The organism is Accumulibacter sp., from assembly GCF_036625275.1.
Lineage (GTDB): Bacteria > Pseudomonadota > Gammaproteobacteria > Burkholderiales > Rhodocyclaceae > Accumulibacter.
The window spans coordinates 69,188-89,730 of record NZ_JAZKUD010000004.1 but is presented as its reverse complement, the minus strand read 5'-3'; the positions used below and the strand labels follow the sequence as shown (position 1 = coordinate 89,730).

General features: G+C 61.4%; 15 protein-coding genes. 5 read left to right on the top strand and 10 right to left on the bottom strand.

Annotated features, from left to right (window positions below; all coding sequences use genetic code 11):
• Nucleotides 1–325 precede the first annotated feature (325 nt).
• Nucleotides 326–1,714 (top strand): magnesium transporter, encoded by a 1,389-nt coding sequence (gene mgtE, locus V5B39_RS03535; RefSeq protein WP_332341510.1) that lies wholly within the window; start codon nucleotides 326–328, stop codon nucleotides 1,712–1,714.
• A 158-nt stretch (nucleotides 1,715–1,872) separates the two neighbouring features.
• Here mgtE and V5B39_RS03530 read toward each other — a convergent pair whose 3' ends face one another.
• Both V5B39_RS03530 and V5B39_RS03525 read right to left on the bottom strand, forming a co-directional pair.
• Nucleotides 1,873–3,348 (bottom strand): CYTH and CHAD domain-containing protein, encoded by a 1,476-nt coding sequence (locus V5B39_RS03530; RefSeq protein ID WP_332341508.1) that lies wholly within the window; start codon nucleotides 3,346–3,348, stop codon nucleotides 1,873–1,875.
• Between the two features lie 28 nt (nucleotides 3,349–3,376).
• Nucleotides 3,377–4,423 (bottom strand): potassium channel family protein, encoded by a 1,047-nt coding sequence (locus V5B39_RS03525; protein WP_332341506.1) that lies wholly within the window; start codon nucleotides 4,421–4,423, stop codon nucleotides 3,377–3,379.
• A 501-nt stretch (nucleotides 4,424–4,924) separates the two neighbouring features.
• Between V5B39_RS03525 and V5B39_RS03520 the strand changes: the two genes are divergently transcribed.
• From V5B39_RS03520 to V5B39_RS03510, 3 genes are all read left to right on the top strand, one after another.
• Complete coding sequence (locus V5B39_RS03520; protein WP_332341504.1) at nucleotides 4,925–5,590, top strand: class I SAM-dependent methyltransferase; 666 nt, start codon at nucleotides 4,925–4,927, stop codon at nucleotides 5,588–5,590.
• Nucleotides 5,591–5,651: 61 nt separating this feature from the next.
• Nucleotides 5,652–6,278 carry a hypothetical protein gene (locus tag V5B39_RS03515; RefSeq protein ID WP_332341503.1) on the top strand — a complete coding sequence of 209 codons (627 nt, stop codon included), beginning with the start codon at nucleotides 5,652–5,654 and terminating at the stop codon, nucleotides 6,276–6,278.
• Between the two features lie 173 nt (nucleotides 6,279–6,451).
• Entirely contained in the window at nucleotides 6,452–7,927 is a 1,476-nt protein-coding gene (locus tag V5B39_RS03510) for a sensor domain-containing diguanylate cyclase (protein WP_332341502.1), read from the top strand.
• Nucleotides 7,928–8,231: 304 nt separating this feature from the next.
• Here the strand turns inward: V5B39_RS03510 and V5B39_RS03505 are convergent, their stop codons facing one another.
• The 7 genes from V5B39_RS03505 to V5B39_RS03475 all read right to left on the bottom strand — a co-directional run bounded on the left by V5B39_RS03505 (nucleotide 8,232) and on the right by V5B39_RS03475 (nucleotide 15,967).
• The gene (locus V5B39_RS03505) at nucleotides 8,232–9,032 is read right to left on the bottom strand and encodes an enoyl-CoA hydratase (protein WP_332341500.1); all 801 of its coding nucleotides are present in this window, start codon (nucleotides 9,030–9,032) and stop codon (nucleotides 8,232–8,234) included.
• A gap of 117 nt (nucleotides 9,033–9,149) precedes the next feature.
• Nucleotides 9,150–10,787 (bottom strand): acyl-CoA synthetase, encoded by a 1,638-nt coding sequence (locus V5B39_RS03500; RefSeq protein WP_332341499.1) that lies wholly within the window; start codon nucleotides 10,785–10,787, stop codon nucleotides 9,150–9,152.
• A gap of 25 nt (nucleotides 10,788–10,812) precedes the next feature.
• The gene (locus V5B39_RS03495; protein WP_332341498.1) at nucleotides 10,813–11,439 is read right to left on the bottom strand and encodes an ABC-type transport auxiliary lipoprotein family protein; all 627 of its coding nucleotides are present in this window, start codon (nucleotides 11,437–11,439) and stop codon (nucleotides 10,813–10,815) included.
• Complete coding sequence (locus V5B39_RS03490) at nucleotides 11,436–12,371, bottom strand: MlaD family protein (protein WP_332341497.1); 936 nt, start codon at nucleotides 12,369–12,371, stop codon at nucleotides 11,436–11,438. The genes V5B39_RS03495 and V5B39_RS03490 overlap by 4 nt, the downstream gene beginning before the upstream one ends.
• Before the next feature lie 2 nt (nucleotides 12,372–12,373).
• Nucleotides 12,374–13,186 (bottom strand): ABC transporter ATP-binding protein, encoded by an 813-nt coding sequence (locus V5B39_RS03485; protein WP_332341496.1) that lies wholly within the window; start codon nucleotides 13,184–13,186, stop codon nucleotides 12,374–12,376.
• Nucleotides 13,187–13,307: 121 nt separating this feature from the next.
• Complete coding sequence (locus V5B39_RS03480; protein WP_332341495.1) at nucleotides 13,308–14,426, bottom strand: ABC transporter permease; 1,119 nt, start codon at nucleotides 14,424–14,426, stop codon at nucleotides 13,308–13,310.
• A 17-nt stretch (nucleotides 14,427–14,443) separates the two neighbouring features.
• Entirely contained in the window at nucleotides 14,444–15,967 is a 1,524-nt protein-coding gene (locus tag V5B39_RS03475) for a Ppx/GppA phosphatase family protein (RefSeq protein ID WP_332341494.1), read from the bottom strand.
• 204 nt (nucleotides 15,968–16,171) lie between these two features.
• On the opposite strand from V5B39_RS03475, the gene ppk1 reads away from it, so the two are divergent.
• Nucleotides 16,172–18,292 (top strand): polyphosphate kinase 1, encoded by a 2,121-nt coding sequence (ppk1, locus tag V5B39_RS03470; protein ID WP_332341493.1) that lies wholly within the window; start codon nucleotides 16,172–16,174, stop codon nucleotides 18,290–18,292.
• A 6-nt stretch (nucleotides 18,293–18,298) separates the two neighbouring features.
• On the opposite strand, the gene V5B39_RS03465 is transcribed toward ppk1, so the two are convergent.
• Complete coding sequence (locus V5B39_RS03465; protein ID WP_332341491.1) at nucleotides 18,299–20,521, bottom strand: RelA/SpoT family protein; 2,223 nt, start codon at nucleotides 20,519–20,521, stop codon at nucleotides 18,299–18,301.
• Nucleotides 20,522–20,543 lie beyond the last annotated feature (22 nt).

Below are 20,543 nucleotides of genomic sequence, written 5' to 3'. Positions count from 1 at the left end.
AGCAAGGGCTTGCCCTGGCGTTGGTCCTGCGCATCGGGCGAGAATTCCCCACCGGGACCCACGGTAAATTGGTTCTGGCGCCAACTCATTGAACTACGGTCATTCCGGACTTGCTCCGGAATCCAGTTCGTTTTTCCAACGGCTCCTTTAACCTTCTGATCAGATGAACGAATCTGTATTCCGGCGGACGCCGGAATGACGGTGGGCTGTTAGAACAGACTCCTCCTGCCGTCGCTTACTAATTGATGGACCAATGAACAACCTCCCGGTAAACTGTCGGGTTTGACGATCGATCATACACGCTGCATATCGGGAGGAAACTGTCATGCAAATCAATGTCGAAACCAAACCGGTTGCCTCTGCCGCCTACAACACCCGAAAGAAGCGACTCGTCGAAACCATCGACCGACTTTATCACCGCAATGCCAAGGCGTCGCTGCAGAAGGTCATCTCCAGGCTTCACCCGGCTGACATGGCTTCGATCCTCGACGAGTTGCCGCCAGCGCATGTGGTGGACGTCTTCTACACGATCAGCGACACGGCCATGGCGGCCGAAGTTTTCAGCCAGTTGTCGCCGAGCCTGCGTACGGAGGTAATGACCGAGTCGCCGATCGAACAACTGGCGGCGGTCCTGCAACACGTGGCGCCTGACGACCTGGCCGACCTCGTCGGGGATCTGCCCGAAGATCAACGGGCGCAACTGATGGCCTTGCTCGACCGGGAAAGCAAGGACGAAGTCGAAAGCCTGCTGCAGTACGACCCGAACAGTGCCGGCGGCATCATGACCACCGAATTCTTCTCGCTCCCGCATACCCTGGCCGTCGAAGAAGCGATCGAGAACATCCGCAGCCGCGAAGACGTCGAGATGGTTTTCTATCTCTACCTGACCGACGAAGCGGGGCGGCTGGTCGGCGTCGTGTCGTTGCGGCAGTTGCTGCTGGCCCGACCGGGAACGCCTCTCGACAAGGTCATGAACCGGCGCGTGATGAAAGTCACCACGGATGCCGACCAGACCACCGTCGCCATGCTGGTCGAAAAGTATCACCTGCTGGCCGTACCGGTGGTCGACGAGGAGAATGTGTTGGTCGGGATGGTCACGGTCGATGACGTCATCGATGTCCTCGAGGAAGAGACGACGCGGGACATGCTGAAGATGGCCGGTACCAGCGAGTCGGAAACGCTGACCCACTCGGCCTTCAAGATTGCGGGGATTCGTCTGCCCTGGCTGCTCGCCGCGTTCATCGGCGGTCTCGCGGCGACCGCGGTGATCGGGCGCTACGAAGCGATTCTCGGCGAGGTGCTGGTGTTGAGCGCCTTTCTGCCAGTGGTCATGGGCATGGCCGGCAACGTCGGCGTGCAGTCGGCCACCGTTGCGGTACGTGGCCTGGCGACCGGGGCGATCGATGTCCGCGATACCGTGCCACTAGTGCTCAAGGAGTTGCGCGTCGGTCTGCTGCTCGGCGGTTTCTACGGCGTGATCCTGGCCATCTACGGCTACCTGATGCACGACAGCGTCAGTCTTGGGCAGGTGGTCGGTCTGACGATCCTCGGCAACATGACCGGCGCAGCCTTGCTGGCCGTGCTCCTGCCGATGATCTTTCAGCGCATGAAGGTGGACCCGGCGGTTGCCACCGGCCCGTTCGTGACCACCGCCATCGACATCCTCGGCGTCCTCAACTACTTTGTGATCGCCAGCTGGATTTACAAGCTGTAGCCGATCCGTCCTCCTGCCGGACAGCGCCAGCGTCGTCCGGCAGCGTCGTCCCAACATCGTCCCAACGTCGTCCCATTCGCTGCCGGCACAGCCATACAGCGACCACCCATGGCAGCGCGCCGGCTTCCCTTCCGTTCCCTTCCGGCGCGAACGAGTCATTACCCTGCTTTCCAGGGTACCGGCTGTTGCTGAAAATCGTTGAGTCGCCTGGCAAATTCGGGCAATAGCGAATCGGTCTGGGTTGCCAGCCAGTCTGCAATCCCCTGGCCCCGGCCAGCGGTTGGCGCCTCGGCGACAAGTTGCGAAGCCACGGCCAGGTCGTTGAGACGTCCGAGCAGATCCTGCAGATCACTGGCCGACTGGTGGTAATTCGCCAGCACCGGGCCGGCCAGAATCGGGGTAAAGAACTCCACCGCGTAGCGCAGTTGCTTGAACGCGACACGCAGGCGGTGACGGGCCGCATCATCCGTTCCGAGCGCAGCCGCGGCGCGATCCTCGACGCGCCTGGCGCGCTTGTCGAGGCAACGCGGGACGAAGCGTGCGAGCGACCCGGCGGCATCGTCCGGCAGGGACTGGATGGCGGCACTGAAGTCGATCAACAGGCGCGAATACACTGCCGACTTGAGCGCGCTTCTGCTGGCCTTGCGACTGTTCGCGCAGCGTCTCCGGGCATGGCTCGACAGCCGCTCGACCTCGACCCTGCCTGGCAGGGCGTCGGCAAGTGCAGGCAAGGTTTCCGCAAGGAAGACATCCCAGTTGCGGGTATCACCCAGTTTGTTCGCCAGTTCCTGCCAGAGCGGATCGAAACGGGTCACGAAATCCTCTGGCAGCCGTGGCTGCCAGAGACGGATCGCCGATCGCAGCCGGCGGATGGCGACGCGCGCCTGGTGAACGAACTCGGGCTCGTCGCTCCGGCAGACCCCGGCTTCGTTGTTTTGCAAATGGTTCAGGCAGGACAGGGCAATCAGGCGAAAGGCTCCAATGCTCGACATGGTCGCGTCGGTCGGCACGGGCAGTGCTTTCACCGCCGTCAGCGGCAGATCGGCGAGTAGACGGTAGGCACGTTCGGACTTGCTGCTGGCTTCCGGGTGTAACGGCAGGCTGACCTGCAACTCGGCGGCCACGGCGAACAGGTCGCTGACCGTTCCGTCGAGCAGTTCCAGTTCGATCTCACGGATCGTCTGGCGTTGCCCCCGCGCTTCGATCCAGCCGCGGTCCAGAGCCAGTTCGATGCGCACCCCCGCGCGCGGTTCCAGCAGCCAGGTATGGCGCATGAAGTGGGTAGTGAAAGCGGGTTGCAGATCATCACGAAGTGATTCGAGCAGAGCGCGGACGCTGCCATCCAAATGCGAAAAATCGAACTCTCCGGGCCGGCTGGGAACCTCCCACTCGCTACGCTGCGCCAGGCCGGCGGCAAGCATCGGCGCAGTCTTGACGGTCAACAGCCACTGCCGGCCCTTCTGACGGTGTCGAACGACCATCTGCTCGCGCCGCAGACGCTTGTCATGGGTATCGTAATAGGTATTGATCAGCAGTTGCCGATGTCGCTCAATGTTGCTCAACATGGCTTGCTTCGCCAATGCACTCGCAGCGCGTGCCGATAGGGACAACTTGATTTCAGTTTCGGTGGCCATCGCAAACTTTCATGCTGGAGAAAGAAAACTAGGACATCTTCTCGATCAGATGTGCCTTGAGTTGTGCACGTCCCGAAGGATTGGCCAGAGCGATGATGATGCTGCCAGCGTGGATGAGGTCATCAACCTTGGGATTGAATATCCAGGCACCATCCTGCTCGCGTACCGCCAACAGGATATAGTCCGGGCTACGCAGACGCAGGTCGCCGACACGAGTCTGCGGGAAATTGGCAGGCACCGGAACCTCTTCGACACGCACGTTCTTATCCGACCGGATCATCTCGTCGAGAAAGCCGACGACGTGCGGCCGGACCATCGCTGACGCCAGGCGAATGCCGCCGGTGAAATCCGGGGAAATTACCGCGTCGGCGCCCGCCTTGCGCATTTTTTCGACATTTCGCAGTTCCTGGGCGCGAGCCACGATGCGCAAGCGCGGGTTGAGCTGTCTGGCGGTAATGATGATCATCAGATTGCGTGAATCGTCACCGGTGACCGCAAACAGGCCACGGGCATCCTCGATATCTGCGGCTTCCATCAGATCATCGTCGGAGGCGTCGCCGTGCAGATAGAGCAGTGCGGAAAATTTGTCGAGGTTCTCCTCGAAACGCTCGACTTCGATGTCGATGGCGACGAAATGTCGGCCGGTATTCTGCAATTCGCGACCGACGCTGCGGCCGACCCGCCCGAAACCGCAAATGATGAAATGCTGCCGTAGCTTATGAATGCTTTTTTCCATCCGTCGTCTCCGCAGGGAATAATCCAGATCCTTCTCGAGGAAGAACACTGACAGGCTAGTGAACAAAAAGGTCAGCGCGCCCAGGCCGGAAATGGCAATGAAACCGGCGAAAAGGCGATCCTGAAGCGAATGGAGAGGGATAATTTCGCCATAACCGACCGTCGAGATGCTGATCAGGGTCATATATACCGCATCGGACCAGTTCCCGTTGTCACCGGCAATCTGATAGAAGCCGATTGTCCCGACGGCGGTCAACGCCAACACCGCGATGCCCGCCCATACGATACGCAGGACAATGCGCCGCAATTGTGTGGCTACCCCGACCTGGGATTCGCGCATACGGCGAAGGCGGCGAAGGCGCTGGCGAGCCTGTAACTGGTCGTCAAACATGCAAAAAAGAGCGGGCTGATTGGAATCGGATCATCATCGGGGAAAGTCTGGCTGGCGATGGCGGAATCAGGCCAGCAGGAAGCGGGGCCTGATATGCCGAGCGGGCAAGATTGGCACATTCGCGAACGATTGTCCATGCCTGCGACGGTAGCCGCCACCTTCCGGCCGCAAAATTCTACCGCAGGAAGCGACCGGGGTCAGGAAGATTCCGATCTGGTGGCGACTGTCGCCGCAGCCACATGCCAACGTTCATGACTTTTCCAGGCTCCCCCGATCATGAAGGTCATGACCGTTTGCCTCTCCCCCGACCCCCGCCAGTGGGGCGGAGAGATTCGTCAGTCGCTGACGTGACTTTCACAGGAATCTGCAGTTCATCGTGAAGAATCCGCATGCAATGGGTTTACCATCGCCTCCAGGACAATCCTGCGCAGCCCCGTTCAGTCACTGACCATGCCATCATCCACTACCACGCTCGAACAAATCACAACCCGGACGCTCGCCCATTACCAGCAACATGCCGAAGACTTTCGCAAAGGCACGCGCAGCCACGACGTGAGTCAGAACATCGCTGCGCTGCTGCGCCACATCCGTGGCCAACCGCCGTTCACGATTCTCGACTTCGGCTGCGGCCCGGGCCGCGATCTCAAGGCCTTTACCCGCCTCGGCCATCGTGCCGTCGGGCTGGACGGAGCAACGAACTTCGTCGAGATGGCACGAAGCGACACGGGTTGTACGGTATGGGAACAGGATTTCCTGAGTCTTGACCTCCCGTCAGGGCATTTCGACGGGGTATTCGCCAATGCTTCGCTGTTCCATGTCCCCAGTCAGGTGTTGCTGCGCGTTCTCCGACAACTGCATGCCACCCTCAAGCCGGACGGTGTCCTGTTCTGCTCAAACCCTCGCGGGGACAACCAGGAAGGCTGGAATGACGAACGCTATGGGGTTTTCCACGACCTCGCAGCCTGGCGACGCTGGCTGCGGAATGCGGGCTTCGTCGAACTCGAGCACTATTACCGCCCAACCGGCCTGCCGTGCGCGCAACAGCTCTGGCTCGCCAGTGTCTGGCGCCGTGCGGCCGGAAACGGCGACCCCCTGCGTCCCTCTCCGGAGTTCTGAAAAGGGACGATTCGTGAGTCGCTGACGCGACTCTCACATTAACCGCAGCCAACGCTCTGACATGTCAACCAAACGCTTTGCACAACGCCAATCAAACCTTCGAGCCAGCCGCAGAATCGCCGAAGCGATTCTGGATTACGTCGGCCAGATCCCGGCCACCAGCGAATACCGGAAACAGAAACCGGAAGGCCACGCCCAGGCGATCGCCCGCACGGCGGTCAGACAGGCTGCCGTCACTGCCGGCAGCCTGACGCTGCCGCCAGGCCCACTCGGCTGGCTGACCCTCCTTCCCGAACTGCGTTCGCTATGGAAACTCCAGACGCAGATGGTTGCGGACATCGCCGGTTGCTACGGGAAGACCGACGAGTTGAACCGTGAAGCGATGCTCTATTGTCTGTTCCGGCACACCGACCCACAGATCGTTCGCGATCTGGTTGCCAGGATCGGCAAGCGCCATGTCGTCCATCTCGCCTCGCGTCCCGAGACCCAGTCGGTCGCTCTGAAGATCGGCATGCACCTCTCCCAACGGGTGATCGGCAGAGGAATTTCGCGCTGGATACCGGTTCTCGGAGCGATTGGCGCCAGCGCCTATGCCTATTACGACACCACCCAGGTCGCCCGCACAGCCATCGAGTTATTTGCCGGCGTCATTGACGTGCAAGGCGACGAAACCGATCCAGCGACCTGAGCGTCTCGTTGATGCGATTTGCCGAGGTCATTTGCACTTCAGGCGGCGGGCAAGCTATCGCGTGCAATCCCCCGTGAGGTCATGGCGGGTGCTGCTGCGCAGGCAGCACGGAAGAGAAAAATGTCAGCAGACTGTTAGAATACGGCCAATCGATGGCAACCGTGGCGGGCAGCATGATAAAGGAGAGCATCAGGCATATTGAGGAATGGGCCAACCCGCGCACGGTCGTTGTGGTAACGTTGTTGTTGGTCGGCACACTGTGGTTGGCCCTGATGGTCTCGGTCGTCTCGGATCGCGATGAAAGTATCGCCACCACCGGCGGAATCCTGCAACGCATGACCCACGCCGTCGAAGAACAGACCCGACAGCAGTTTCGCGTCGCCGATACTTTCCTGGCCAGTTGTGAGCACTGGCTGCAGGCAAACCCCGGTCTGGATCCCCGCACCGACAAAACCTTCCGGCAATTGATCGAGGCCTTTCGTGCCGGAACCGGCCAGTCGATCGATATCTACCTGCTCGCCTCGGATGGCCGGATGTTCGACATTCTCGACCCTGCCCAAGGACCACTGGCCAATGTCGCGGATCGCGACTATTTCAAGAACGCCCTGAACAGGCCAGGCCTGTTTGTCGGCAGCCCCATGCGCAAACCGCTCGCTGACCACGACGGTCTGCCGATCAGCCTGTCGCTGCGACGCCCGGTGGACGACATCCAGGTACTTCTCGCCGTGATCGACCTGCCAACGCTGACCCGGTCGTACGAAAAGCAACGCCTGCAACCCGGTGGGGCCATTACTCTGCTCAGGCGCGACGGCACAGTGCTGGCCAGGGCACCACACGATGACCGACTGCCCGGCCACTCGATGGCCGGCGAAGCCTTGTTCAGCAAGCATCTCGGGCAGCAGCCGCAGGCCTTGGTGCTGCCCGAGGCCAGCCCCGGCACCCAGGCGCGAGAATTCATCAGCTACTCGTCAATGCCCGATTTCCCGCTGGTGATCATGGTTTCGGAAGACTACGATGAGGCACTCGCCGCCTGGCTACGACAAACGGCCTGGGTCATCCTGCTGGGACTGGGAGTGACCCTGCCATTGGCGGTCATCACCTATCGATCGCTGCGCCTGCTGCAGGCGCTCGCCAGTCAGGATGCCGAATTGCAGCGCCTGACAACGACCGATCTGCTGACCGGTTGCAGCAGCCGCCAGCACTTCTTCGAAACACTCGCAGAAGAGGTCGCGCGCGCGCGTCGCCGGCAGGCCCCCCTGACCGTCGCGTTGTTCGATATCGACTTTTTCCAGCGGATCAACGACGGTTATGGCCACGCCATTGGCGACCAGGCCCTGATCCTGTTTGCCAATACCGCGAAAGAGGGTCTTCGCGACAGGGACCTTCTTGGCAGACTCGGAGGCGGGGAATTCGCGCTTGTGCTGCCCAATACCGAAGCCCGGGGAGCTGTCCTGGTCGCCGAACGGGTTCGCACAGCGATCCCCGGCATATCGATCCCGAGCGACAACGGCACCGTTCAGTTCACGGTCAGTGTCGGGGTGAGCGAAGTCCAGGCTGGCGACACGTCGATTGACGATCTGCTGAAGCGCGCAGCCACTGCGCTGCACAATGCCAAGGCCGGTGGATACGATCGGGTGGCCGTCGTCTAAGGTGAATTCCACGACCAAACCGACCCTATGACTGCCGTCGCCCGTTGTGCGACCTGTGCCAGCCAGCAGGCAAGCGGCACTCGATACGCTGAACGGGGATTCGACGATACGACTCGGGAAAAATGAGCACTGATGGCCAGCGCCAACCGGCTGGCGTCATCCCCGCGAAAGCGGGAATCCATTCGGTCCTCGCGATTCCCGGCCCCTGTCGTAGGCTCCCGCTTTCGCGGGAATGACGCCACTTGGCAATAGTCGGCAGGCAGTATCTCTATTCACGGAAACCGTTGCGCATGCGAGGAAAAATTTACCGGCCCTTCCACTCGGCCCGACGCTTGCCGATGAACGCGTCGATCCCCTCGCCGGCGTCGTCGGTCATCATGTTGCAGGCCATCACTTCGGAGGCATACTGGTAGGCCGCGTCCAGCCCCATTTCAAGTTGCTTGTAGAACATCTGCTTGCCCATTTTGATGGCTACCGAAGACTTGGCAATGATCGATCGGGCGAACCGGTCGACCTCGGCATCGAGCGCATCGGCGGCGACGACCCGATTCACCAGACCTTGCTGCAAAGCCGTCCGGGCATCGATGAAATCGCCGGTGAGCAGCATCTCGAGCGCCTGCTTGCGACCGAGGTTGCGCGACAATCCGACCGCTGGCGTCGCGCAGAACAGGCCGACGTTGATGCCTGAAGTGGCAAAGCGCGCACTGTCGACAGCAACCGCCAGGTCGCACATCGACACCAACTGACAACCGGCGGCCGTGGCAATGCCATGCACCCGTGCAATGACCGGTTGCGGCATCTGCGTCAGGGTGATCATCATCTTGCCGCAATGCCGGAACAGATCCTGCATGAACGCATGGTGATGATTGGCACGCATCTCCTTGAGATCGTGTCCGGCGCAAAAGGCTTTGCCGGCACCCGCGATGATCACGACGCGCACGGCCGGGTCCGGTGCGATCGCATCCAGTTCCGCCTGCAAGGCAGCAATCATCGCCTGCGACAAGGCGTTGAACTGCTGTGCGCGATTCAGCGTCAGCGTCGCGATGCCATCGTGATCGGTGCGGATAACGTAGGGGTCTTCCTGGGTTGGCGTCGGGGGATGCATGTTTCTCTCCTGGAAACGGGTTGTAGGGGATCGTTGGCGAGCGCCGGACAAGCTTACCGCGCTGGACGGCCGACAAGCAGCGCCCACCCGCCTGCCGGCCACAGCGGCTGCTTGAGGTCACTCGATCGCAGCAGCGGATTTCGCCTGTTCGCGCAACACGAACTTCTGGATCTTGCCGGTCGAGGTCTTCGGCAGAGTACAGAAGATCACCCGCTTGGGAACCTTGAAACGCGCCATGTGCTGGCGGCAGAACTCGATCATCTCCTGCTCGGTCGGCGCTGCCCCTTCGCGCAACTCGATGAAGGCGCAGGGCACTTCACCCCAGGTGTGGTCAGGCGTCGCCACGACGGCCGCAGCAATCACCGCCGGGTGCTTGTAGAGGACGTCCTCGACCTCGATCGAGGAAATGTTTTCTCCCCCGGAGATGATCACGTCCTTCGAACGATCCTTGATCTTCACGTAGCCATCGGCATGCATCACCGCCAGGTCGCCGGTATGGTACCAGCCGCCGGCAAACGACTCCGCGGTCGCTTTCGGATTCTTGAGATAGCCCTTCATCACCAGATTGCCACGGAACATGATCTCGCCCATGGTCTCCTTGTCCCAGGGTACCGCTTCCATGTTCGCCGGATCGAGCACGGTGATCGCTTCCTGCGCGTGGTAGCGCACGCCCTGCCGGCCGTTCAGGTCAACCTGTTCGGCCACCGGCAGTGCGGCCCAGTTGGCGTGTTTGGCACAAACCGCCGCTGGCCCGTAGGTTTCGGTCAGGCCGTACACATGCGTGAGATCGACGCCGATATTCGCCATCGCTTCGATGACTGCGGCCGGCGGCGGTGCGGCCGCGATCAGGCCGGCGACCTTGTGGGTGATGCCGGCGCGCAAATCGGCCGGCGCATTGGCCATCAGACTGTGCACGATCGGTGCGCCGCAGTAGTGGGTAACGCCGTGTGCGCGGATCGCCTCGAATATCAGCTTCGGATCGACGCGGCGCAAACAGACGTTGGTGCCGGCGTTGGCGGCCATCGTCCAGACGAAGCACCAGCCGTTGCAGTGGAACATCGGCAGCGTCCACAGATAGACCGAATGCGGCGGCATTCCCCAACTGACGATGTTGCTCATCGAGTTGAGATAGGCGCCGCGATGATGGTAAACGACGCCCTTCGGGTTGCCAGTGGTCCCGGAAGTGTAGTTGAGCGAGATGGCATCCCATTCGTCGGCCGGACCGCCCCAGGGAAATTCCGGACTCCCGCCGGCAATGAACTGCTCGTACTCCTGCGTGCCCAGACATTCGCCGGGGCCGCTGTACTCGGGGTCGTCGACATCGATCACCAGGATCGGGCGGTGCAGAAGGGCCAGCGCCTTTTTCACGGTCGGCGAATACTCGCGGTCGGTAATCAGCACCCTGGCTTCACCGTGCTCGAGCATGAAGGCAATCGTTTCGGCATCCAGACGGGTATTGAGCGTATTCAGGACCGCGCCGGTGACCGGTACGCCGAAGTGGCACTCGACCATCTCCGGGGTATTGTTAAGCATCACGGCCACGGTGTCGCCTTCGCCGATACCGTGGTCGGTCAGCGCCGATGCGAGACGGCGGACGCGGGTAAAAGTCTCGAGCCAGCTATAGCGGCGCTGACCGTGAATCACTGCCGTGCGCTCGGGATAGACATAAGCGCTACGGGCGATGAAAGTCAGCGGCGTCAGCGGCGTGTAATTGGCCGTATTCTTGTCGAGACCTTCTTGGTAAATATTTGGCATCGCCAGCTTCTCCTCTCAAGTGATATCAGTGTGATGGGCTTTCGCCTGCCGTTGACCGACAGCCCTTCAGCCTGCCACGTTTTTCCAGATCATTCAACCACGCAGCGAACTCTCGCCCGAGTTCTGCGCTGACGGCAACCAGGGCAATGACCCCCCCTTGGGCATCGGCGGTCGGCGCCGGCTGCTCGATGGCCAGCCGGCGTTCGGCGACGAGCTGGCGCCTGGTGTCAAGGAGGCCGGCCTGACCCTGCAGGATGCCGCGACTACGCTGCGGGGTATCGAACACTTGTGAAAATTCCTGCAGTTCAAAACGCAACACGCAGCCGGCGGCAATCTGTCCGCCAACGCCCGGCAAACCCAGTTGCTGTCGCAGCCGTTGCGACAACAGTAACGCCGGCGCTGCCGCCCAATGACTACGCGCATAGTTTCGCAACTTCAGCGGGTTTTCGTAGAGCAGGCGATACTCGATATCGCGCGCATCAAACCAGTGCGGCGCCCGGATATCGAGCAGCACGCCCGACCAGCGCCCTTCTTCGGCGAGTGGCTCGACCGGTGCTCCAAAGTCGTACACTTCGACCGGCGACAGGTTGCGCGTGCCGCCGACACAGCCAGCGAGCAGACCAGCGACAAGCCAGATCAGAAACCTGTTCATGGACGTTCCTCACGGCTCGGCGGCGCGACAAAACCGGCCTCGCCGGGTCCCGGAGCAGACGCAGGCGGACCAAAAACAAGGCTCTGCGGTGATTCTTCGAGCATCTGCAGTACGCGATTGAGCTGACGCGAGTTTCCCGACAGATCGCTGCCGACCCCATTCAGGCGGGCAACCAGGGCGGTGATCCCGTCTGACGACGGTTCGCCGACCAGGCGATCCAGTTTGTCGCCCAGCGGCTGCAGGCCAACCATCAACCGGCGCGATTCGACCAGCAACGGCGCCGCCTCGGCTGCCGCCTGCTCGGCACGCACCAGGGTGGCATGGAGCAGGCGCAGATTCTCCGGCGCCAGTAACTGGCGCAACTGGCGTGTGACCTCGTTGGCGTGACCGGTCGTCGCTTCGAGGTTGGCCAGAATTGTGGCCAGATGCTGCCGGTTTTCGCTGTCGAGCGCCAGGTTGGCGCTGGTCAGGAATTCGCGCGCCTGGCCCAGGACAGCCGAGCCGGAATCCGAAAGTTCCTGGATCAGGGAGGAGCGCATCTCGATGCGCGGCGAGTCCTTGCCGCCCGCCAGGCGCGTCGGATCGTTGCCGCTGTCTTCAAGCAGAATGTGGGCGATGCCGGTGACTCCCTGATAGCCCAGCTTGGCAGTCGTCGCACGGGTCACTGGCACCTTGCTGTCGACACTGATACGAATCAGGATATTGTGTGCATCCTGAGGATCGAGTTCGATCGCCTGCACCTTGCCAACCCGGATACCCCGATAACGCACCTGCCCTTGCAGGCTGAGGCCGGTGACGTTGTGTCGGGTGACCACGGTGTACTCGACGGTCGCTTCGTGCTTGCCACCGAACCACCAGATCGAGAGCGCTCCCGCGAAACCCAGAAACAGGGTGAACAACCCGGCCATCAGAGCATGCGAACGATTTTCCATGACTAGCTCGCTCCTTGTCCGAGAGTCGTCGCCGCGGCACGCCCGGAACTGAAAAAATTGCGGATGAAGGGATGGTCGACCGCGAATACTTCGGCGGCCGTCCCGCAGGCGATCAGTCGCTGGTCGGCGAGCACGGCCAGACGCGTCGCCAGCCCAGCCAGTGTCTCGGGATCGTGGGTCACCATCACCACCGTGAAACCGAGTTCCTTCTGCAGCATTCTGAGCAGCTTGACGAAGTTCTCGCTCCGATCCGGATCGAGGCCGGCAGTCGGTTCGTCAAGAACCAGGAGTTCGGGTTCCAGCGATAGGGCCCGCGCCAGAGCCACCCGCTTGACCATGCCACCCGACAACTCGGCAGGCATCAGATGGGCGTGCCGTGCTTCCAGTTCAACCATGGCGAGCTTGAGCATGACCAGATCGGTGATCATCGCTTCGTCGAGTGTGTGCAGTTCGCGCAGCGGAAAAGCGATATTGTCATGAACGGAGAGCGCCGAAAAGAGTGCCCCCTGCTGAAAAAGCATGCCGAAACGGCGGCGCAGGGCGCGCCGGCGCGCTGGATCGGGATCGAGTACCGCCTGGCCAAAAAGCCTGACGCTTCCCCGGCTCGGCGCCAGCAGCCCGACAATTTCGCGCAGCAGCGTGGTCTTGCCGCTACCCGACCCGCCCACCAGTCCGAGAATCTGCCCGGCTTCGATGTCGAGATCGATGTCGCGATGGATCACGACCTCGCCGAACTGCGTGCACAGGCCGCGAATCTCGATCGCCGGCAGCCTGCGCGGGCAGGTCTGACCGTGACAGTCGCCGGGCACGCTCATTAATGTGAAAGTCGCGTCAGCGACTCACAAACCTCCCCTCCCCCATCGCGGGGGAGGGGTCGGGGGAGAGGGAAACGGTCATGACTTTCATGATCGGGGGTACCTGGAAAAGTCATGACCGTTAGGGAATCCCGAGGTTGCGCGTCAGTACCGCAAAGACGGCATCGACGATGATTGCCACGGTGATCGAGGTCACCACCGAAGTGGTTGTTCGCGACGACAGGCTTTCGGTATTCGGTTTGACCTGCAGGCCAAAGTGGCAGGCAATGAGGGCAATCAGCAAACCGAACACCACGCCCTTGCCAATGCCGATCCAGACGTTGGCAACCGGCACCACCCTGGGCAGGGTATCGATGAAGAAGCCGTAAGACAAATCCATCTGCAGCTTCGCCGACACCATGCCGCCGAGGATTCCTGCGGCCGAGCACCAGATCACCAGCAGCGGCATCGCCACCGCCAGGGCCAGGACCTTCGGCAGGATCAGACGCTGGCTGCGCGAGACACCCATGGTGGCCAGTGCATCGATCTCTTCGGTCACCCGCATGACCCCGATCTGGGCGGTCATCGCCGAACCCGAACGTCCGGCCACCAGTACCGCGACCAGCACCGGCCCGAGTTCACGAACGATGCTGATGCCGAGCAGATTGACGATGAAGACATCAGCGCCGAAGGTCTTCAGTTGCAGGGCGGACAGATAGGAAAGAACGACACCGATCAGAAACCCGATCAGGGCGGTCACCGGCAAGGCCTGGGCACCGGTCTTGTAGAGGTTCGCGGAAAACTCGCGCCAGGGTATGTCACGTGGGTGTACGCACAGATAAGCGAGGTCGAGAATCATCTGGCCGATCAGGGCGACCATCGCCAGGAGATGGCTGGCGGCGACCCACGACCCCTGACCAAGGGCAAGTAGCCAGGCCAGTAACTGTGACTGCTTCGGCAGCGCCGGCTCGACATCGACGCGGACCCCCTCGATACGTCCGAGAAGCGCCCGATGCCCAGGAGAAATCGCCAGTACGGCCGGCCATTGTCTTCCCCAGGCGCGCCACAGAAGGATCGCGCCGGCGCTGTCCAGGCGGGTGATCGAGCGCAGATCCCAGCCTGGGTGTCTCGCTGCCAGATCGCAAAGACGGCGTTCGAACGCAGAAATCGGCTGCGGCAGGGTCGCCAGGGTCCAGTCACCGGACAGTACGAGCCGCTCCTGGTCAGCATGCTTGACGGACTCGATCGCGGCCACCGCCATGGCCAGTCAGAATTTCTTCACAGCGCCAGCGGTACTGCCATCTGGCCAGGCACCGTCGACCGGATTCTCAGCTTGATGCCAATGCGGCGCCAGAGCAGCGCTTCCTCGGCCAGTGCTGCGGCCATCATCGGATTGGTCTCCTGCCAGCCGACGGGCAGGTCGAGCTGAAAACCGACCGGATCTTCGAGAACCGACAATTCGGAGAAGGGATGAGCGTCGCGCGCACGATGCAGAAGCACGGCCAGGCGAAGACAGAACACCAGGCGCCAGTTCGGATCGCCGATCGGCATGGCAGCCAGCTTCTGGAGTTTGCCGCGCTGGCCGAGCACCAGCAGGGCCAGGCGCGCCTGATCGCGCTTCGAGAAACCCGGCATGTCGGCATGACCCAGGATATAGGCGCCATGCTTGTGGAACTCGTTATGCGCCACCGAGACGCCGATCTCATGCAAGGAGATTGCCCAGCGCAGAAAGTGGACATTGTTCTCGTGCTCCGGCGAATCGAGCTTGATCAACTGTCCAAGAAGCGCCAGGGCGGTTTGCTCGACGCGACGGACCTGTGCCGCGTCGACCTGGTAGCGGCGCCGGAAATTGAGGACCGTTTCGTCGCGCGTGTCATGATGCTCGAAGCGCCCGAGCAGATCGTAGAGGACGCCCAGCGGTAGCGCGCCATCGGAATAGGTCATGTGTTCGATGGCCAGTTCCGAGAATACTGCGGACATGATCGCGATGGCACCGGGAAGAATCATCATGCGGTCGCTGCGCATGCCCTGCAAACCCAGTGCTTCCGCGGAGCCGGCCCGAATCAGCAATTGACGCAGCCTGGCCAGACCCTCCCGACTGATGCCGCTGACTCCTTCGGGATTGAGATCGTTCATTTCCAGGATGTCGGCAAGTTCCTGGGCTGATCCCGAAGAACCGACGGCTTCCAGCCAACCGAAGCGCTGGTAGTCGGCAGCGATCGCTTCGACCTCGCGGGCCGCAGCAACTTCGGCCGTGTAGAAGCGCTTCTTGTCCACTTTGCCTTCCGGAAAGAAACGCTGTCGATAGCTGATGCCGCCCATGAACAAGGACTCCATCAGCAACGGCTCGGTATTCTCGCCGATGATGAACTCGGTTGAACCGCCACCGATATCGACCACCAGACGCCGGTGACTGGCGGCGGGCAGGGCATTCGCTGCACCGATGAAGATCAGGCGCGCTTCTTCGCGCCCCCCGATGACCTCGATCGGAAAACCCAGCGCCGCCTCGGCCTGTGGTAGCACGATGCGCGCATTCCGGGCCACCCGCATCGCGTCGGTGGTCACCGCACGCACGGTTTCCGGATCGAAGCCGCGCAGACGCTCGCCAAAACGCCGCAAGGCCTCGATCGCACGCTGTTGTGAGGCATGATCGAGCAGTTTCTCGCGGGTCAGACCGGAACCGAGCCGGACGTTCTCTTTGAAGGTATCCAGCGGGTGAATGCGATTGCCAACGACACGCCCGATCTGTAGACGAAAGCTGTTGGAACCCAGGTCGACACCGGCAATTAGTTCGTAACTCATGACTGTGTTTGGTCTGTACGGCGAAGAAAGGCTGCAGGCCGGCCATTTTACACTGCCGGCAAGCACATCATGCCCAGGCAAGCACGGATAGCACAGCACCATCGAGAAAACAGCGCGCCAATCGACCCACAACGAAGCGATGGCTGTAATATGCTCGCTTTCAAATCCCCCTTGCTGATCCATCTTTCCTGACGGAACGAACTCATGAACATCGTCGCCACGACCACCGAAACCCCTCCCATCCAGACCGCCAACGGGTTCCCGCCGGAATATTTTCAGAATCGCGAGATGAGCCTGCTCGCTTTCAATCGGCGAGTCCTCTGGCAAGCCAGAAATCCCCGCACTCCCCTGCTCGAACGTTTGCGCTTCCTGTGCATCGTGAGCAGCAATCTGGACGAGTTTTTCGAGATTCGCGAGGCTGGCATCAAGGAACAACTCAAGCTGAATTCGGTGGCGATCACCACCGACGGCAAGACTGCCCGTGAAGTCTATCGGCTGGTCAGCGACGAGGTGCATGCAATCGTCAAGGAACAGTACGCGCTGCTCAACGAAGAGATCCTGCCGCAACTGGCCACTGAAGGCATCCGCTTCCTCAAACGCGGGGACTGGAACGACGCGCAGCGCGAATGGATCCGCGGCTTCTTCTTCCGCGAAGTCATGCCGGTGATCACGCCGATCGGCCTCGATCCCTCACACCCGTTCCCACGCGTACTCAACAAGAGCCTCAATTTCGCCGTCGAACTCGAAGGCCGTGACGCTTTCGGTCGCAGTTCAGGCGCCGCCATCGTGCAGGCGCCGCGGGTCCTGCCGCGCGTCATCCGGCTGCCACGCGAACTCGGCGACAGTGAGTACGCCTTCGTTTTCCTGTCTTCGATCCTGCACGAGTTCGTGCACGAGTTGTTCGCCGGCATGAAGGTCCTTGGCTGCTACCAGTTCCGCGTCACGCGCAACAGCAACCTCTTCGTCGACGAGGAAGAGATTACCAATCTGCGCGCCAAGATCCAGGGCGAGTTGCCACAGCGCCATTTCGGCGACGCCGTCCGGCTCGAAGTGGCCAACAGTTGTTCGGAAGCGATGACCCAGTTCCTGCTCGGACAGTTCAACCTCAGCGAGAGCGATCTCTATCGCGTCGCCGGTCCGGTCAATCTGGTTCGCCTGATGCAGGTCCCCGACTGGGTGCTGCGCAGCGACCTCAAGTTTCAGCCCTTCAATCCGGGGACCCCGAAAGCGCTGCAGAAGTGCCATAGTATCTTCGACAGCATCCGCGGCGGTGACATCCTGCTGCACCATCCCTACCAGAGCTTCAATTCGGTGATCGAACTGCTCGAACAGTCCGCCAACGACCCCCAGGTGGTGGCGATCAAGATGACCGTCTACCGCACCGGCACCGATTCGGTCTTGATGCAGTCGCTATTGCGAGCGGCACAGAACGGCAAGGAAGTCACGGTGGTCGTCGAACTGATGGCGCGCTTTGACGAGGAAGCCAACATCGGCTGGGCGACCAAGCTTGAGGAAGTGGGCGCACATGTCGTCTACGGGGTGGTCGGTTACAAGACCCATGCCAAGATGCTGATGATCGTCCGACGTGAGGAAGGAAAGGCCGGCAACAGCATCCTGCGTCGCTATGTGCATCTCGGTACCGGCAACTACCATCCCAAAACCGCCCGCCTGTACTCCGACTTCGGTCTCCTGACCTGCAACGAAGAGATCGGTATCGATACCAATGAAGTCTTCAAGCAACTCACCGGCCTCGGTCGCGCGCAGACCCTGACACACCTTTGGCAGGCCCCGTTCACGCTGCAGCCGAACGTCGTCACCGCGATTCGTGCCGAAGCCGAAGCGGCACGCGCCGGCAAGCGTTCACGGATCATCGCCAAGATGAACTCGCTGCTCGAACCGGAAACCATCGCCACGCTCTACGAAGCCTCGCAGGCCGGCGTCAAGATCGACCTGATCGTGCGCGGTGTCTGCGGCTTGCGCGCCGGTGTCAAGGACCTGTCGGAAAACATCAGCGTACGCTCGATCATCGGTCGCCAACTCGAACATCACCGGGTATTCTATTTCTACGCCGGAGGCGAGGAAAAAGTCTATCTGTCGAGCGCCGACTGGATGGAGCGTAATTTCTTCCGGCGTATCGAACTGGCGTTTCCGGTACTCGACCGCAAACTGAAGCGTCGGGTCATCGCCGAAGGACTGCAGATCTATCTCACCGACAACACCCTGGCCTGGGAACTCGGACCCGATGGCACTTACCACCAGCGGCGTGGCTCACGAACCAGCCCGCATTCGTCGCAAGCCGAATTGATCGAATTGCTGCAGGCCTGAAATCGTTCAGGCACGGCGCGCGCCGACGACACCCTGCACCGCGTGCAACAAGGTCAGGGTGCGATTGAGCTGCGGGAGGCCACCGACTTCGGCGGTAAAAAGCATATGCGCGTTGCCCTGCCGGGACTGCGTATTGACGGCGATGACATTGATTTTTTCGCGCGCGAGAACGTCCGAGACGTCACGTAGCAGACCCTGCCGGTCGTAGGCGTCAATCACGATATCGACGGCGAAGACGCTCTCGGTGCTTCGTCCCCAACTCGTTTCGATGACCCGCTCGGGATGCCTGGTCTGCATGTTTGAGAAGTTGCTGCAGTCAGCGCGATGTACCGAGACCCCCTTGCCGCGCGCGACAAAGCCAACGATGGCGTCAGGCGGCGCCGGTTTGCAGCAACCCGCGAGTTGTGTCAGCAAGCGATCGACGCCAACGATCAGGATTCCCTTTTCCGCCACATCGCTGTCGCGTTGCCTGCGAACCGGCAGCTCGGTAAGCTCACGCTCATCCACTGGCGTTTCGCCCCCGCGCACCGCCACCTGCAATTGGCGCATGTTCAACTTGGCGCGCGCCACCGCAATGAACAGATCGTCGCTACGAGCAAAGCCCAGCCTGGCCGCAAGATCGTCGAGGTTGGTGCCGGTCTGCCCCATTCGCTGCAGTTCGCGGAGGACCAGCACGCGCCCTTCGGCGAGGGTATCCTCGAGCGCCATGCTGGCGAACCATTGTCTGACCTTGAGGCGCGAGCGATGTGTAAACAGATAGGCCAGCGAGGGGTTGAGCCAGTCGCGCGACGGTCCGCCGTATTTGGCAAGAATGATTTCGACGCGCTGACCGGTGCAGAGTATCGTGGTGAGCGGCACCAGTGCACCGTCCACCTTGGCTCCGCGGCAACGGTGGCCGATGTCGGTGTGCACGCGGTAGGCAAAATCGATCGGTGTCGAGCCCTGCGGCAGATCGACGACGCGGCCCTGCGGCGTCAGCACGTAGACCGTTTCGTCAAAAGCCGCCTGCTTGTAGTGTCTGACCCAGTCCGAGGAATCGGCGACTTCGTCGCGCCAGGTCAATAACTGCCGCAACCAGGCGATCTTCTCGTCGTAACGGTCTTCCGGCGTGCTGCCGCCTTCCTTGTAGCGCCAGTGCGCGGCAACCCCCAATTCGGCGTGACTGTGCATCTCGCGGGTACGAATCTGCACCTCCAGCGCGCGCCCGTCAGGGCAATGCACCGCCGTATGCAGCGATCGGTAATCGTTGCCCTTCGGATGCGCAATGTAATCGTCGAACTCCTTGGCAATCGGCGACCAGATATGATGCACGACACCCAGGGCGGTGTAGCAGTCCTTCACTTCATCGACGATGACGCGCAGCGCGCGCACGTCGTACACCTCGGCAAAACCGACATCCTTCTTGCGCATCTTGTTCCAGATGCTGTAGATGTGCTTGGGACGGCCGTAGATCTCGGCGTTGCCGACACCAGCGTTGGACAGCTCACACCGCAGGCGGTCGACAGCTTCGCTGATGAACCTCTCGCGCTCGATTCGCTTCTCGTCGAGATGCCGCGCAATCTCCTTGTAGATTGCCGGATGCAGAAAGCGGAAGGAACGGTCCTCGAGTTCCCACTTCAGTTCCCAGACACCGAGCCGATTGGCGAGCGGCGAATAGAGCGCCAGTGTCTCGCGCGCCACCGGCACACGCAATTCATCAGGCTCGCTGGCAAAGTGACGCAGCGTCTGCGTGCGCGAAGCCAAGCGCAGCAAGACCACGCGGATGTCCTCGACCATCGCCAGCAGCATCTTGCGCAGCACCTCGATCTGCGCCTTCATTTCCTGCGGATTCTTTTCGCTGCTGTCGATGGAATGGGCAACAAAGCCCCGTGTGATCGGACGCATGCGGTTCAGGCGCGAAATCCCGCTGACCAGTTGCGCAACGCCCGGTCCAAAATCGCGCTCGATCTGGAGCAGGCCATGTTCGAGTTGCGCCGGCACCGCGAAAAGCAGTGCAGCCAGACGTGCATCCGCGTCGAGCTTCAAACCGGCAACGATCAGAGCCATTCCCAGCGCATGTTCCCAGACATCCTCGGCACTGCCGAGCAGGCGATGACCATAGATCGAGCGAGCAAGGTCGACGGCCCGTCGCAACCGTTCGACCTCGGCCACGGCAAGTCCTTCGCCGAGCGTCAGCAGGGATTGTTCGAGGTCGCTCTGGGCGGCGACCGAGTGTACGACGGAAACCATCAGCCCATTATAAGGTCATGTC

What these genes read in the sequence shown, in the direction of transcription:
- mgtE (WP_332341510.1), top strand. Translation starts at nt 326, where the DNA reads ATGCAAATCAATGTCGAAACCAAACCGGTTGCCTCTGCCGCCTACAAC.
- V5B39_RS03530 (WP_332341508.1), bottom strand. Translation starts at nt 3,348, where the DNA reads ATGGCCACCGAAACTGAAATCAAGTTGTCCCTATCGGCACGCGCTGCG.
- V5B39_RS03525 (WP_332341506.1), bottom strand. Translation starts at nt 4,423, where the DNA reads ATGCGCGAATCCCAGGTCGGGGTAGCCACACAATTGCGGCGCATTGTC.
- V5B39_RS03520 (WP_332341504.1), top strand. Translation starts at nt 4,925, where the DNA reads ATGCCATCATCCACTACCACGCTCGAACAAATCACAACCCGGACGCTC.
- V5B39_RS03515 (WP_332341503.1), top strand. Translation starts at nt 5,652, where the DNA reads ATGTCAACCAAACGCTTTGCACAACGCCAATCAAACCTTCGAGCCAGC.
- V5B39_RS03510 (WP_332341502.1), top strand. Translation starts at nt 6,452, where the DNA reads ATGATAAAGGAGAGCATCAGGCATATTGAGGAATGGGCCAACCCGCGC.
- V5B39_RS03505 (WP_332341500.1), bottom strand. Translation starts at nt 9,032, where the DNA reads ATGCATCCCCCGACGCCAACCCAGGAAGACCCCTACGTTATCCGCACC.
- V5B39_RS03500 (WP_332341499.1), bottom strand. Translation starts at nt 10,787, where the DNA reads ATGCCAAATATTTACCAAGAAGGTCTCGACAAGAATACGGCCAATTAC.
- V5B39_RS03495 (WP_332341498.1), bottom strand. Translation starts at nt 11,439, where the DNA reads ATGAACAGGTTTCTGATCTGGCTTGTCGCTGGTCTGCTCGCTGGCTGT.
- V5B39_RS03490 (WP_332341497.1), bottom strand. Translation starts at nt 12,371, where the DNA reads ATGGAAAATCGTTCGCATGCTCTGATGGCCGGGTTGTTCACCCTGTTT.
- V5B39_RS03485 (WP_332341496.1), bottom strand. Translation starts at nt 13,186, where the DNA reads ATGAGCGTGCCCGGCGACTGTCACGGTCAGACCTGCCCGCGCAGGCTG.
- V5B39_RS03480 (WP_332341495.1), bottom strand. Translation starts at nt 14,426, where the DNA reads ATGGCGGTGGCCGCGATCGAGTCCGTCAAGCATGCTGACCAGGAGCGG.
- V5B39_RS03475 (WP_332341494.1), bottom strand. Translation starts at nt 15,967, where the DNA reads ATGAGTTACGAACTAATTGCCGGTGTCGACCTGGGTTCCAACAGCTTT.
- ppk1 (WP_332341493.1), top strand. Translation starts at nt 16,172, where the DNA reads ATGAACATCGTCGCCACGACCACCGAAACCCCTCCCATCCAGACCGCC.
- V5B39_RS03465 (WP_332341491.1), bottom strand. Translation starts at nt 20,521, where the DNA reads ATGGTTTCCGTCGTACACTCGGTCGCCGCCCAGAGCGACCTCGAACAA.